Origin of the sequence: Frankia sp. QA3, from assembly GCF_000262465.1 — a bacterium.
In the GTDB taxonomy this organism is placed as follows: Bacteria; Actinomycetota; Actinomycetes; order Frankiales; family Frankiaceae; genus Frankia.
The window spans coordinates 7,522,276-7,534,540 of the sequence record NZ_CM001489.1 but is presented as its reverse complement, the minus strand read 5'-3'; the positions used below and the strand labels follow the sequence as shown (position 1 = coordinate 7,534,540).

Genomic DNA, 12,265 nt, shown 5'->3' with positions numbered 1-12,265 from the left:
GTCGCCCGACGCACACCGCTCAGCCTTGACGAAGCCGCCTCTTCGCAGTGGCGGGGAGACGTTCAGGGGGCGGGGAGGAACGGCGCGACGCCGCCTCAGGCGCCGGGAGCCCCGCTGTTGGGTGCCCCGCCGGGCCCGGCGTCGAGGGGAGCCGGGGAGCGCAGGTGCGGCGGGACGTCGACCTGAACCGTCTCGCCGTAGGCCAGGAACCGCATCAGGACGAAGAACCAGTGCGGGGGCCATACCTCCAGCCGGACCGGGGGCTGGCCGTCCACCATGACGATCATGCCGATCCCGTCCACGGAGGAGGCGCGCAGGTACGGGTAGGCGATGTCGAGCCAGCCGGAGGACAGACCCAGCGCGATCCGGTGATTGGTCAGGAAGAGCTGGCCGGTGGCGGTGGGGCGCCACTGGACCGCCGCGGCCGCCTCGGCCCGGCGGCGCTGGCTGCCGTTGTACAGGACGCTGCCGAGCAGGGACGCCCCCACCAGCAACGGGCTGCCGAACGCGACGAAGAAACCCTGGTTGTACGTGACGTCCTGGCCGATGTACTGCCAGCGGCGGACGGCCCCCTGCGCCAGCACGACCTCGCCGGGTGCCAGCGCGATGGCGGTGGGTTGCGGCCGGGGCCGCCACCCGGCGGCGAGCGCGTTGCCCAGGTCGGCGCCGGCCACCCAGCTCTGCTCGTACGGGTTGCTGGGGCCGACGGGGGCCGGGGCCGCACCAGACCGATTCGGGCCAGACTGCTTCGGGTCGTGACGGGACACGGCGATATCACCCCGGCATCCTCAGCGCGAAACGGTGTCGTATCTATTGTTCACCCTGCGGGACCGACGATGTCAGCATCGGCCGGATCGGTGTGCACCGGGCCGATTCCGGCCGGTGTTCCGGCGCCGCCGGGCCCGGCCGGGGCAGCGGAATCGATCCGTGGCGGCGAGCCCGGCGAGCCCGGTGCGCTCGGGCCGGAATCGGCCTGGCGGTGACAGCGAGTGATATCGGGTGGGGCGTCTTCCGTGCGGTCGGGGGGCCCGGAACAGCCGAGAGGCCAGCCGATCCGCCACTCGGGCGCCGACCCGCCGGGGCCGGCCGAGCGGAACGAGAAACGGATCATCTCGGCCGGGAGAAGCCACCCACCGGGTTTTCCCCCTTGGGACGGCCGTCCGACGTTTGCCATGCTCGATACGCACTTTACGAAAGGTGACGAATGGGACGGCGACCGATCGGCAGAATGCTGGAGGTGACCCGTCGACACGACCACTCCCACAGTCGCGGCCGGCCGGCATGACCGCCGGCACGGAATGGGAGATCGAGGGCGCCGACCTGCCGGCCCTGGTGCTGCCGGACACCGACGGCCTCGTTCTCGCCGGCCCGGTCGGCGAGGAGTGCATCGAGGTCGACTTCGTGCCGGTGGAACCGGGCGCGCTGCTGCGGGCCGCGGTGGACGTCGCCACCTGGCCGCACGTCGGATCCGTCACCGTGCACCCGCGCCAGCAGCCGCCGGCGCGGACCCGGCTGGCGTTCCTCATCGGCCGCCAACTGCGGATCGAACGGTCGGCGGTCGGCTGGGACTCGCCGGTGGTGACCCTCGGTGCCGCCCTACGGCCCGAGTCGGCCGGCGGGCAGGGGCTGCGGATGGTCGCCCACCACGCCCGGTTGCACGACGGCGGCGGCTGGAGCCGCCACACGCTGTGGGAGGTCATGGGGCTGCGCCAGTACGTGACCTGGCTCGACCGCCGGCCGGCGAGCTGAGGCGCGGGCCGACCGCGCTGAGCGGCGACGTGGGCAGAGCCGGACCGACCCCGCCCAGCGGGGCGATTGTCACAGTGAGGAAGGGCATTCGCGCTCGTCCAGCCCGGTTTGGCCGTGCTGGAATGCTCGGCATGGCGGCAGCGAGCACGACGACCCGGCACCGGGAGCGGCACGGCGCGCAGCGGGCCGGCTGGCTGCGGGCGGCCGTCCTCGGCGCGAACGACGGGCTGGTGTCCACCTCCAGCCTCGTCGTCGGCGTGGCGGCGAGCGGCGCGTCGAGCGGCGCGATCCTGACCGCGGGCCTCGCCGGGCTGACGGCAGGGGCGCTGTCCATGGCGGCCGGCGAGTTCGTGTCGGTCAGCGCCCAGGCCGACGTCGAACGCGCCGACCTCGCCCAGGAGCGGGCGGAGCTCGCGGCGACCCCGGCGGCGGAGTTCGCGGAGCTGGTCGGCATCTACGAGCGCCGCGGCCTGCCGCGCGACCTGGCCGAGAAGGTCGCCGAGGCGCTGACCGAGCGCGACGCCCTCGGCGCCCACATGCGCGACGAGCTCGGCCACAACGAGACCAACGAGGCCCGACCCGCGCAGGCGGCGGCGGCGTCGGCGGGCAGCTTCACCCTCGGCGCGCTGGTGCCGTTCATCGGGATGGCGGCGCCCGCGGGCACCGCCCGGCTCGTGCTCATCGTCGCGGTGACCGTGCTGGGCCTGGCGGTCGCGGGAGCGCTGGCGGCGCGCGCCGCGGGCACCTCGCTGCTGCGCCCCACGCTGCGGGTCGTGCTGGGTGGCTGCGCGGCGATGGCCGTGACCGGCCTGGTCGGCCTCCTGGCGGACGTCGCCGGCGCCTGAGGGCGGGCTCTGCCCGCGCCGGCCACGCCGCGCCCCTCCCCCCGGCCAGGGTCATCCGCCGTCGGGCGATCCCGGGCTGCGGAAGGTGAAGACGCTGTCGTCGAAGGTGTTGTAGGCGGCGTAGTCGAGCAGTTCGTAGAGCCGGGACCGGTGCTGCATCCGGTCGACGAGCCCGGCCTGGGTGCCGTCCGCGGCGAGGCGGCGCAGGCCGTCCTCGACGGCGCCCATGGCGAGGCGCAGCAGCGTCACCGGGTAGATGACGACGTTGACCCCGACCGACTCCAGCGTGGCGACGGTGAGCAGCTCGCTCTTGCCGAACTCGGTCATGTTGGCGAGGATCGGCACGTCGACGGCCCGGCGGACGGCGGCGAACTCGGCGGCGTCCGCCAACCCCTCGGGGAAGATCATGTCGGCGCCGGCGTCGACGTAGGCGCGGGCCCGCTCGAGCGCGGCGTCGAGCCCCTCGACGCCGCGGGCGTCGGTGCGGGCGCACAGGACGAAGTTGTCGTCCCGGCGGGCGACGACGGCGGCCCGGATCCGGCGGACCATCTCGTCGGTGTCGACGACGGACTTGCCGTCGAGGTGGCCGCAGCGCTTCGGGTTGACCTGGTCCTCCAGGTGGCAGCCGGCGAGTCCGGCGTCCTCGAGGATCTGGACGCTGCGGGCGGCGTTCATCGGCTCGCCGAAGCCGGTGTCGGCGTCGACGAGCGTCGGCAGGTCGGTGACCCGGGCGATCTGCCCGGCCCGGCCGGCGACCTCGGTCAGCGTCGTCAGGCCGATGTCGGGCAGGGCCAGGTCCGCGGACAGCACCGCGCCGGAGACGTACACCCCGTCGAAGCCCAGCTCGGTGATGAGGACGGCGGACAGCGGGTTGAACGCCCCCGGGAAGCGCAACAGCCGGCCCGAGGCCAGCGCGGAACGCAGCGCGGCCCGCCGGGCGTGGGCGGGGGTACGGGCGTGCAGCATCAGAACAGCCCCGCCGTCTCGTCGGTGGTCAGCGGCCACTCGGGCACCAGGGTGAGCCCGCCGAGCTCGTCGGCGGCGAGCTCGGGCAGCCGGACGGCGACGTCGAGGAAGCGGTCCTGCTCCTCGGTGGACACCACGCCCTCGGCCAGCCGGCGGAACTTCGCGATGTAGTCGGGCCGGGCGAACGGCCGGGCGCCGAGCGGGTGGGCGTCGGCGAGGGCGATCTCGTCGGTGACGGTGTCGCCGTCGTCGACCTCGACGACGACCCGACCGCCGAACGCCTTCTCGGTCGGGTCGGCCGAGTGGTAGCGGCGCGTCCACTCGACGTCCTCGACGGTGACGATCTTCTGCCACAGCTCGACGGTGTCGGGCCGGGTCGCCCGCTCGGGGGTGTAGGAGCGCTCGTGGTGCCAGTCGCCGTCCTGCAGCGCCACGGCGAAGATGTAGGGGATCGAGTGGTCGAGCGTCTCCCGGCTGGCCGTCGGCGAGTACTTCTGCGGGTCACCCGAGCCGGAGCCGATCACCCGGTGGGTGTGGTGACTGGTGTGGATGGTGATCCGGCGGATCCTCGTCAGGTCCCCGAGGCGCGGGCCGAGCCGGCGGGCCAGGTCGATGAGCGCCTGGCTCTGGTACTCGGCGGAGTACTCCTTGGTGTAGGTGTCGAGAATGCCCCGCCTGGCCTCCCCCGGCTCCGGCAGCGACACCACGTAGCGGGCGTCCGGCCCGTCGAGCAGCCAGGCGACGAAGCCGTCCTCGCCCTCGTAGGCCGGTGACGGCGCGCCCTGCCCGCGCATCGCCCGGTCCACCGCCTCGATCGCGACCTTCCCGGCGAACGCCGGGGCGTACGCCTTCCAGCTGGAGATCTGCCCCTTGCGGGACTGCCGCGTGGTCGTCGTGGTGTGCAGGGCCTGCTGCACGGCCTGGTAGACGACCTCGGTGGGCAGGCCGAGCAGCGTCCCGAGGCCGGCGGCGGCCGACGGACCGAGGTGCGCGATGTGGTCGATCCGGTGCTGGTGCAGGCAGATCCCGCGGACCAGGGCGACCTGGATCTCGTAGCCGGTGACGATCCCCCTGACGAGGTCCCGGCCGCCGAGGCCGAGGTGCTGCGCGGCGGCGAGGATCGGCGGGATGTTGTCGCCGGGATGGGAGTAGTCGGCGGCGAGGAACGTGTCGTGGAAGTCCAGTTCCCGCACGGCCACACCGTTGGCCCAGGCCGCCCACTCCGGTGACACCCGGACATCCGGCGGCAGGCCGAACACCGTCGACCCGGCCCGACCGGGCGGGGCCGGGTGGCGCACCGCCTGGTCACGGGCGGCGGCGACCGGCGGGCGGCGCAGCGACGCCGCCGCGACCCCCGCATTGTCGATGATCCGGTTGACGACCGTCTCGGCGACCTCGGGCAGCACCTCGACCGGGTCGCCCGCCACCGCCGCGATCTTCCAGGCGAGCTGGTCTGGCCGTTTCAGCCACTGCGCGCTGCGGTGCACCCGCACCTCGTGGTCGATCATCCGCGCCCCCCATCCTCCCCGTCGTGTTCCCCGCTCCCGGACGCCGGGGAACTCCGGCGTCCGGGACGGGGCCGGGGATCAGCCGGCGGCGGTGGGTTCGGCGACGGCGGGCCGGTCGGCGCCGGTCGCCGCGGCGGTCTGCGCCTGCCGGCGGGCCGGCGCGGCGGCGATGCGTTCGGCGAGCTGACCGAACGCGAGCGCGATCGTCGCCCACAGGACGAGCTGGCTGACCACCGAGTAGAACCGGAACCGGAACAGTACGTCGGCGGGGAAGCCCGGGTAGACGATCGTGCCGTCCGGGGCCGCCAGCGGCTGCGGGGTCTCGGTGGCGAAGTCGCCGAACTCCGCCCGGTTCGACCCGAGATGCCCGTAGTCGGGCAACAGGGCCATCGCGACACCGACCAGCACCAGGAACACGACCGCCGCGAGCAGGCTCGCGTTCCACGTGCCGACCCGGTCGGCCAGCCACCGGCCCACCACGACCGCGAGCCCCAGCGCGACCACCGAGACCGCGACCATCGTCACGTACAGGCCGCTGCGGGCGCCGATCGTCTCCTCGTGCCCGATCGCCGGCGGGTTGGCCGGGTACTTCGCGAACGGGACAAGGTAGAGGCCGACGAAGCCGGCCCCGGCGAGCAGCGCGGCCAGCACCCGCGGCCGGATGTTCGGATAGCGGCGCGAGACGATCAGGTAGACGACGACGAACAGGCCACCCATCGCCAGCCCGAACAGCGCCATCCCCACACCGATGCCCAGGTTTCGCTGCACCGAGCGGCTGAAGACCTCGCCGTGGTCGTGGGCGCCGGCGGCGAGCCCCGCCGCGGCGTCCAGCGCCTCCTGCGCCTCGTGCCGACCGTCCTCGTAATCGATCGCGTCCTGGATGAAGGGCTCGGCGAAGATGCGGGCGAAGACGAACGCCAGCAGCCCGCCCAGCAGGCCGACCCCCAGACCGCGGTAGATGTAGCGGAACTCCATCTCCCCGCCCCCGCTCAGTGGCAGGGGAACCCGAGGAAGTGGCGCGCGTCGTGGACGAACTCGTGGATGTGGGTATCCGAGCCGAACAGCGACGTGGCGCCCTGGTCGACGCCGATGAAGTAGAGCAGCAGCAGCGACAGCAGCGCGGTGAGCCCGAGCGCCGCCCGCCGGGCGGTCAGCGGGAAGGAGATGGATCGCTGCCGTGACTGGGCCACGGGTGTGGTCATGGAAGCCCCCTCAGGGATCGTGCGTCCCGGTTGTTCGGACCACCTGTGCTCGGGTCTGACTCCCGGTACCGCCGCCCACACGGACAGGCAGACCGGTCACAGTGGCGCGACCGCGCCGGACTCTCACCGGCTTCCTCACACAAGCGATCGGAGTATGCGGTTCACGCCATGCCTCTGTCAACGGCCACGAACTGCACAAACAACGTAATCAGCCAGGTAGGCGGACCGATCGGGCGCGCGGCGCCGACCCGCCCCGGAGCCCATTATGGACCATACGGTAAACTATGCGGTAGCATCGATCGCATGGCAAGACCACGCACATTCGACGAGGACCAGGTCGTGTGCGCGGCGCGCGACCGGTTCTGGACGACCGGCTACACCGCCACCTCGCTCGACGACCTGACGGAGGCCACGGGGCTCGGCCGGGGCAGCCTGTACGGCGCCTTCGGCGACAAGCACGCGCTGTTTTTGCGCGCCCTGGACAGCTACTGCGACGAGGCCGCCGCCGCGATCCGGGCCGACCTGAGCGCAGCGGGCAGCCCCTACGAGCGGCTGGCCGTGCACGTCCACGCGATGGCGGCGGTCATCATCGGCGACACCGAGGGGCGCGGCTGCCTGATGGCCAAGAGCGCCGCCGAGCTCGCCGGCACGGACCCCGAGGTGGCGCGGCGGGTGAACCGGGTTCTCACCGAGGCGCACGGGATGCTGACGGAATGCATCGGCGAGGCGCAGCGGGCCGGCGAGCTCGCCGCCGGCCACGATCCCGCCCAGCTGGGCAGCCTGGTGCTGGTCGTGCTGCGCGGGATGGAGGCGGTAAGCAGGTGCGGCGCCCCACCTTCGGTGATACGCGACGCCGCCGAGCAGGTCCTGGCCCTGCTCCCCCGCCCCGCCGACACCGCGCACACCCGCGCCACCGCCACCGACACCGACACCGGCACCGACACCGACACCGGCACCGGCACCGACACCGGCACCGGCACCGACACCGGCTGAGCCTCGCTCCCGCGGCCCCGTCCTCGCCGGCCGGCCTGCGTCCTCACCGGCATTTCGGATATCAGCGGCCGTGCATACCCGACGTTGATATCCGGGCACGGCCGATCGATCACATGCCAGTTTCGGACGGCCCTCACCGCCTCGATCACCAGGCCCGTCGGAAAGACGCCCGACAATGACGGAAAACTCGCCGTCGAACGCCGAGCCGAGCCCGGTCACCGTCCCCTCGAAGGCCCCGGGCCCGTTCCGGCGCCGGCTCGGCCAGTTCTCCGGCAGCACCACCCGGGCACCGACCCGCAGCGGCGGGCGGCCCGCCCAGCGGTAGGCCTACCCGTCGACCTCGACGACCTGCTCGCCGCCGGTCTCGTGGCGCAGCGTCCCGCGGCCTAGTAGCCCCTCGAGTTCCCGGATCCGTCGCTGGAGCCGCTCGACCTGCTGCTTTCCGAGTTCCTGGCCGTTTTCCCAGCCGCAGCGGTGGCCGTCGCCCATCCCCCGCTGGTAGGCCTCGGCGACGTCGCGCTCGTGTTCGGTGAGGTGCGTGCGGCAGGCGATCTCGGGGCCGTAGAGCCGCATCCGGCACGGCTTTCCGGACCGGGTCGGCCGCCCGCACAACCGGACCTCGACCAACTGATCACCAGCTCGCACGCTCATGTCGCCACCGTTCTCATCGTTGTCAGGGATGACCGCAAGAAAACTATAGCGACACAAAGAGTCAGACAGGATGTTTTCAACTATTCCTCTAGCCAAAGAAGGACGATCTTTGGCGGGACGAGGGAAGCAACCGCCGAATATTCGTTCGAACGGCGCCCGCATCCGTCCTGTTCCGGACGGCGCTCGTTCATCCGCCGTACCGCGGGCCCGGCGCGGCAGAAACGCCGAGGACAGACCCCCGTCGGCCGGTAACGGCTACCGCCGGTCCGCCGCGACCGCGGACGTCTCCGGGCGTGCCGGCGATGTCCATCCGTCCGGCGAGAGCACGCCGAGCGGCTCGGAGCTTTGGCGCTTTGGCGGCTCGGCGGCTCGGCGGATCGGCGGCTCGGCGGCTCGGCGGCTCGGCGGCTCGGCGGCTGGCCCCCGAGGCGCGGACGGGGGGCGTCGACGGCTCCCGAGCTGACGATCGGACGCGGCTGGCTGGTTAAGCGGGATAGCCGGACGGGACGAGTCCGCCTCGCGGAACTCCTGGCAGGTGGCGCGATGTCGGGTATCCGTCACCGCCACCGATCCGACCCCGGCCACGACCCGGATACGCCCTCTCCCCACGGGAAAAGCACCCGAAATTTTACTGATTAGACTAGAAATTTGCCACCCGACAACCCGCGGCTCCGGTTCGACACGCGCTACGGCGGCATCCTGGACACCGCAGACCCGACGCCATACTTTCAATCCGCACCCAGCATTCTCCCTAACCAGGCAGTCGCTTTCCACCGAAATGCAGCCCAGCGACGCAGCCTTCTTGTTGAATCAACTTTTTTCGGTCGCGACCAGACCCGCCGGGACACCGAGAGATCACAAAGAGCGTGCCGCGCGGGCCATTCATATCGCGTGCCTGGGGAGGGCGGTCGGGTCAGCGCGGCGCCGTTTCGGGAGCGGCGTTCGAGCACTTTCTCATCGATGCAAGGAGCATGGACATGAACAAGACATCCTTCCGCCGGAGCCTCGCCGTCACCGTTGGTGGGGCGGCCGTCGCCGGCATCCTCGCCGTCGGGCAACCGGCCCTCGCCGCCACCGGCGGCGGGACGGTCACCGGGACGGGGACCAGAGCGCCCGCGCCCTTGGCCAGCGCGGGTCTCAGCACCGCCTCGACCAAGTCCGGCCGCAACGGCGGGGGCGTCAGCGCGCAGCACCTCGACGGGGCCTGCAACCTTTACAGCAACGGCGACGGCGACCTCTGCCTGTGGTACTTCCAGAACTACGGGGGCAGCCACGCGGACTTCTTCTTCGCGGACAACAACCTCAACAACAACACCTTCAGCTCGCCCGGCTTCGGGCAGGGTGCCCTGGTCGGAAACAACTCGGAATCCGCCTGGAACTACGACCAGCGTCTCACCGCCCGCGTCTACACCGGCGTGAACAGCACCGGCACCTGGGGCATCGTCGCCCCGAGCAGCGGCGGCAACTTCAACAGCACGTTCATCAACAACGTCGAGTCGTTCGTCTGGATCTGATCCCGCTCGGCAACTGGCCCAACCGCTGTACCGCTCCCGCCGACGACGCGCCGTTTCAGGGCCGGTCCCGTCCCCAACCGGACGATCAGGGCCGGCTCTGATCGTCCGTGCCGACCGCGGCGGTGAACCGACAGGAGACCGATGCCCCACCAGGCGGGCCGCCTCGGCCGGCAGCATGCTCCCCACCGGCGGGCCACCGTCGAATGGCTCGACCTCGCCGCCCGGTGGGCGCCGGCGGCGACGCTGGCGACGCTGGCCATGGCTGCCACCCTCGTCGCCGGCTGTGGGAGCACGCGGTCCCCCGCGCCCGCCGCCTCGACAGCCAGGCCGCCGGTGCTTCTCGACGGCGCCTCGCTGCACCTTCCCCTGGACCGGTACCTGCTCGGCCCACGTGAGTCCGCCACGGTCGCGCAGGCGTACCGGACGCTGCTCGCCCAGTGCACGCGCCGGTTCGGGCTGCCCGATCCGCGGCCACGGCCCGTCACCTCCGACCAGCCGGCCACGCTGAACGAACGCCGGTACGGCATCACCGACGCCGCGCTGGCCGCGACGGCCGGCTACCGCGTGTCGAAGCCCCGACCCACCAGCATCCCCCCGACGCCTGCGGGATCAGCGACAACACCGGATCCCAGGACGCTGGACATCCTCACCGGCCGGCACGCAGGCACCGTCGACGGGCGGCCCATCCCGGACGGCGGCTGCTCCGGCGAGGCGAAACGCCGGTTGAACGCGGGCGCGCCGGCCGGCACGGACCCGGACCTGGCGCAGCGGCTCTCCCAGACCAGCTATTTCGCGGCCGGCCGCGACGGGCGCGTGCAGGAGGTCCTGCGCGCCTGGTCGGCCTGCATGCGCACGCATGGGCTGCGCTATTCGTCGCCGCTGACCGCCGCCGCCGATCCGCGGTTCCGCACGGGCCCGGTGTCGGCGACGGAAACCGCCGTCGCGGCGACTGATATCGCCTGCAAGAGACAGACCAATCTGGTCGGCGTCTGGTTCAGCGTCGAGTCGGAGCTCCAACGCCCCGGCCTCGCCGCCAACCGGAACGCACTGGAGAGGATCCGGCAGACCAACCAGATCCAGCTGAAGGTCGCGCGCAGCCTCGGGCTCGGCTGAACTGCCTCCCGGTGTGCCGCCTCGCGACCGGCGCGCCGATCCGGCGCGGCCCGGAGGAGTAGAAGCGATGAAAAGAATCCTTTTTCGACTCGCGGCGACCGGTGGGCTCGTCACCGCATTCACGGTCGCCCAGCTGACCGCGATCGACGCAGCTTTCGCAGCCCCACCCGACCCATCCGGCCAGTACATCGTCGTGCTGAAATCCTCGGCTCCGGCGAGTGGCCCCGCAGCCGCCGTCACCCGCGCCCGGGGGCTGGGCGTGCGGGTCGACCGCGAATTCCGCCAGACCCTGAACGGATACGTGGCGCGGCTCGACGCCACGCAGCTCGACGCCGTGCGCTCCGACCCCGACGTCGCCTACGTCGAGGCCGACCAGGTGGTCCGGGCCAACGCCACGCAGCGGCGACCCGACTGGGGACTGGACCGCATCGACCAGCGTGACCGCCCGCTGGACCACAAGTACACCTACGAGTCGACCGGCGCCCGCGTCACCGCGTACATCGTCGACACCGGCATCCGGACCAGCCACCAGGATTTCGGCGGCCGGGCCTCGGGCGGTTTCTCGTCCATCAGCGACGGCAACGGCACCGACGACTGCAACGGTCACGGCACGCACGTCGCCGGGACCGTCGGCGGATCGACGTACGGCGTCGCCAAATCGGTCCTCCTGGTTGGGGTTCGGGTCCTGGACTGCAACGGTTTCGGCACGGTGAGCGGCGTCATCGCCGGCGTCGACTGGATCACCGCCAATCACGCCAGCCCCGCCGTGGTGAACATGAGCCTGGAGAGCAACGCATCCCGGGCTCTCGACCAGGCGGTACGCCAATCCATCAACGCCGGCCTGACCTACTCCGTCGCCGCCGGCAACGGCGGCAGCGACGCATGCGACTTCTCCCCCGCCAGGCTTCCCCGCGCCATCACCGTGGGCGCGACGACCACCGCCGACAGCCGGGACATCTCGTACTCCAACTTCGGCACGTGCGTGGACCTGTTCGCCCCCGGCACCGCCGTCACGTCCGACTGGAACACGTCCGACTCCGCCACCAACACCATCAGCGGCACATCCATGGCGGCCCCGCACGCCACCGGAGTCGCCGCCCTCTTCCTGCAGAAGCACCCGGGCGCCGGCCCCGACCGGGTCCGCGACGCCATCGTGAACGCCGCCACCCCCGGCGTACTGACCAACGTCGGCGACGGTTCCCCGAACACCCTGCTCTACTCCCGCGGCGCGACCTTCTGACCCGGCGGCCGGCATGGCCCCGGCCGGTAGGGCGGCCGGGCCTTTTCACCCCCTTGTAGGCTGCGAGGTCCACAACACGGGGGTATACAGATCATGTTTTGTCGTGGCCAATTAAGCCGTCACCTGATGATCGGAATGGGCGGCATTCTGCTCGCCACCGGGCTGGTGAGCGGCTGCGGCCCGTCGAGCGGCACGGCCGTCGGCGCCGCGAATCCGGTTCAGGGCCAGGTCGACGTCCCGAACGTCGTCGGCCTGGCCCTCCCCGACGCGAAGGCCCGCCTGGCGCCCGATCTCGACGCGACGTCCGTCGACGCCACCGGGCGCAAGCGCATGCAGCTCGTCGACGGCAACTGGCAGGTCGTCCAGCAGGATCCCGCCGCGGGCACCCGGGTCGCGAAACGGACCACCGTGAGCCTCCGCGTGGCGAAGGCCGGCGAGGCAGCCGCCACGCCTGGCGCGACCACGCCCGCCGCGACGACGCCCG

General features: G+C 72.2%; 14 protein-coding genes and 1 riboswitch. Of the genes, 8 read left to right on the top strand and 6 right to left on the bottom strand.

The window, feature by feature from the left end; translation table 11 throughout:
• Positions 1-95 precede the first annotated feature (95 nt).
• Complete coding sequence (locus FRAQA3DRAFT_RS30860) at positions 96-674, bottom strand: hypothetical protein (RefSeq protein ID WP_232291831.1); 579 nt, start codon at positions 672-674, stop codon at positions 96-98.
• Between the two features lie 607 nt (positions 675-1,281).
• On the opposite strand from FRAQA3DRAFT_RS30860, the gene FRAQA3DRAFT_RS30855 reads away from it, so the two are divergent.
• Both FRAQA3DRAFT_RS30855 and FRAQA3DRAFT_RS30850 read left to right on the top strand, forming a co-directional pair.
• On the top strand, positions 1,282-1,749 hold the full coding sequence (locus tag FRAQA3DRAFT_RS30855; protein WP_009742981.1) for a hypothetical protein: 468 nt from the start codon (positions 1,282-1,284) through the stop codon (positions 1,747-1,749).
• Positions 1,750-1,880: 131 nt separating this feature from the next.
• On the top strand, positions 1,881-2,594 hold the full coding sequence (locus FRAQA3DRAFT_RS30850; RefSeq protein ID WP_009742980.1) for a VIT family protein: 714 nt from the start codon (positions 1,881-1,883) through the stop codon (positions 2,592-2,594).
• A gap of 51 nt (positions 2,595-2,645) precedes the next feature.
• Here the strand turns inward: FRAQA3DRAFT_RS30850 and prpB are convergent, their stop codons facing one another.
• From prpB to FRAQA3DRAFT_RS30830, 4 genes are all read right to left on the bottom strand, one after another.
• Complete coding sequence (gene prpB, locus FRAQA3DRAFT_RS30845) at positions 2,646-3,560, bottom strand: methylisocitrate lyase (protein WP_009742979.1); 915 nt, start codon at positions 3,558-3,560, stop codon at positions 2,646-2,648.
• Positions 3,560-5,068: an MmgE/PrpD family protein gene (locus tag FRAQA3DRAFT_RS30840; RefSeq protein ID WP_009742978.1), complete on the bottom strand. Its 1,509-nt coding sequence runs from the start codon at positions 5,066-5,068 to the stop codon at positions 3,560-3,562. The genes prpB and FRAQA3DRAFT_RS30840 overlap by 1 nt, the downstream gene beginning before the upstream one ends.
• A gap of 78 nt (positions 5,069-5,146) precedes the next feature.
• Complete coding sequence (locus FRAQA3DRAFT_RS30835; protein WP_009742977.1) at positions 5,147-6,043, bottom strand: CbtA family protein; 897 nt, start codon at positions 6,041-6,043, stop codon at positions 5,147-5,149.
• 14 nt (positions 6,044-6,057) lie between these two features.
• Complete coding sequence (locus FRAQA3DRAFT_RS30830) at positions 6,058-6,270, bottom strand: CbtB-domain containing protein (protein ID WP_009742976.1); 213 nt, start codon at positions 6,268-6,270, stop codon at positions 6,058-6,060.
• 53 nt (positions 6,271-6,323) lie between these two features.
• A riboswitch (cobalamin riboswitch) is annotated at positions 6,324-6,405 on the bottom strand.
• A 168-nt stretch (positions 6,406-6,573) separates the two neighbouring features.
• On the opposite strand from FRAQA3DRAFT_RS30830, the gene FRAQA3DRAFT_RS30825 reads away from it, so the two are divergent.
• Both FRAQA3DRAFT_RS30825 and FRAQA3DRAFT_RS35600 read left to right on the top strand, forming a co-directional pair.
• A complete protein-coding gene (locus FRAQA3DRAFT_RS30825) occupies positions 6,574-7,263 on the top strand; it encodes a TetR/AcrR family transcriptional regulator (protein ID WP_009742975.1) in 690 nt (229 codons plus the stop codon).
• Between the two features lie 175 nt (positions 7,264-7,438).
• On the top strand, positions 7,439-7,588 hold the full coding sequence (locus tag FRAQA3DRAFT_RS35600; protein WP_157467797.1) for a hypothetical protein: 150 nt from the start codon (positions 7,439-7,441) through the stop codon (positions 7,586-7,588).
• A 2-nt stretch (positions 7,589-7,590) separates the two neighbouring features.
• On the opposite strand, the gene FRAQA3DRAFT_RS31975 is transcribed toward FRAQA3DRAFT_RS35600, so the two are convergent.
• On the bottom strand, positions 7,591-7,914 hold the full coding sequence (locus tag FRAQA3DRAFT_RS31975; protein WP_157467795.1) for a hypothetical protein: 324 nt from the start codon (positions 7,912-7,914) through the stop codon (positions 7,591-7,593).
• 977 nt (positions 7,915-8,891) lie between these two features.
• Here FRAQA3DRAFT_RS31975 and FRAQA3DRAFT_RS30815 point away from each other — a divergent pair.
• The 4 genes from FRAQA3DRAFT_RS30815 to FRAQA3DRAFT_RS36440 form a co-directional block, all read left to right on the top strand.
• Positions 8,892-9,428, top strand: coding sequence for a peptidase inhibitor family I36 protein (locus FRAQA3DRAFT_RS30815; RefSeq protein WP_009742973.1), 537 nt, complete (start codon positions 8,892-8,894; stop codon positions 9,426-9,428).
• 141 nt (positions 9,429-9,569) lie between these two features.
• Positions 9,570-10,541, top strand: coding sequence for a hypothetical protein (locus FRAQA3DRAFT_RS30810; protein ID WP_009742972.1), 972 nt, complete (start codon positions 9,570-9,572; stop codon positions 10,539-10,541).
• A 67-nt stretch (positions 10,542-10,608) separates the two neighbouring features.
• Positions 10,609-11,781, top strand: coding sequence for a S8 family peptidase (locus FRAQA3DRAFT_RS30805; RefSeq protein WP_009742971.1), 1,173 nt, complete (start codon positions 10,609-10,611; stop codon positions 11,779-11,781).
• A gap of 135 nt (positions 11,782-11,916) precedes the next feature.
• Positions 11,917-12,265, top strand: a 349-nt coding sequence (locus FRAQA3DRAFT_RS36440; protein WP_198286996.1) for a PASTA domain-containing protein, incomplete at its 3' end; no start/stop codon positions are given.

Coding starts and splice junctions, on each gene's coding strand:
- FRAQA3DRAFT_RS30855 (WP_009742981.1), top strand. CDS start 1,282: ATGACCGCCGGCACGGAATGGGAGATCGAGGGCGCCGACCTGCCGGCC.
- FRAQA3DRAFT_RS30850 (WP_009742980.1), top strand. CDS start 1,881: ATGGCGGCAGCGAGCACGACGACCCGGCACCGGGAGCGGCACGGCGCG.
- prpB (WP_009742979.1), bottom strand. CDS start 3,560: ATGCTGCACGCCCGTACCCCCGCCCACGCCCGGCGGGCCGCGCTGCGT.
- FRAQA3DRAFT_RS30840 (WP_009742978.1), bottom strand. CDS start 5,068: ATGATCGACCACGAGGTGCGGGTGCACCGCAGCGCGCAGTGGCTGAAA.
- FRAQA3DRAFT_RS30835 (WP_009742977.1), bottom strand. CDS start 6,043: ATGGAGTTCCGCTACATCTACCGCGGTCTGGGGGTCGGCCTGCTGGGC.
- FRAQA3DRAFT_RS30830 (WP_009742976.1), bottom strand. CDS start 6,270: ATGACCACACCCGTGGCCCAGTCACGGCAGCGATCCATCTCCTTCCCG.
- FRAQA3DRAFT_RS30825 (WP_009742975.1), top strand. CDS start 6,574: ATGGCAAGACCACGCACATTCGACGAGGACCAGGTCGTGTGCGCGGCG.
- FRAQA3DRAFT_RS35600 (WP_157467797.1), top strand. CDS start 7,439: ATGACGGAAAACTCGCCGTCGAACGCCGAGCCGAGCCCGGTCACCGTC.
- FRAQA3DRAFT_RS31975 (WP_157467795.1), bottom strand. CDS start 7,914: ATGAGCGTGCGAGCTGGTGATCAGTTGGTCGAGGTCCGGTTGTGCGGG.
- FRAQA3DRAFT_RS30815 (WP_009742973.1), top strand. CDS start 8,892: ATGAACAAGACATCCTTCCGCCGGAGCCTCGCCGTCACCGTTGGTGGG.
- FRAQA3DRAFT_RS30810 (WP_009742972.1), top strand. CDS start 9,570: ATGCCCCACCAGGCGGGCCGCCTCGGCCGGCAGCATGCTCCCCACCGG.
- FRAQA3DRAFT_RS30805 (WP_009742971.1), top strand. CDS start 10,609: ATGAAAAGAATCCTTTTTCGACTCGCGGCGACCGGTGGGCTCGTCACC.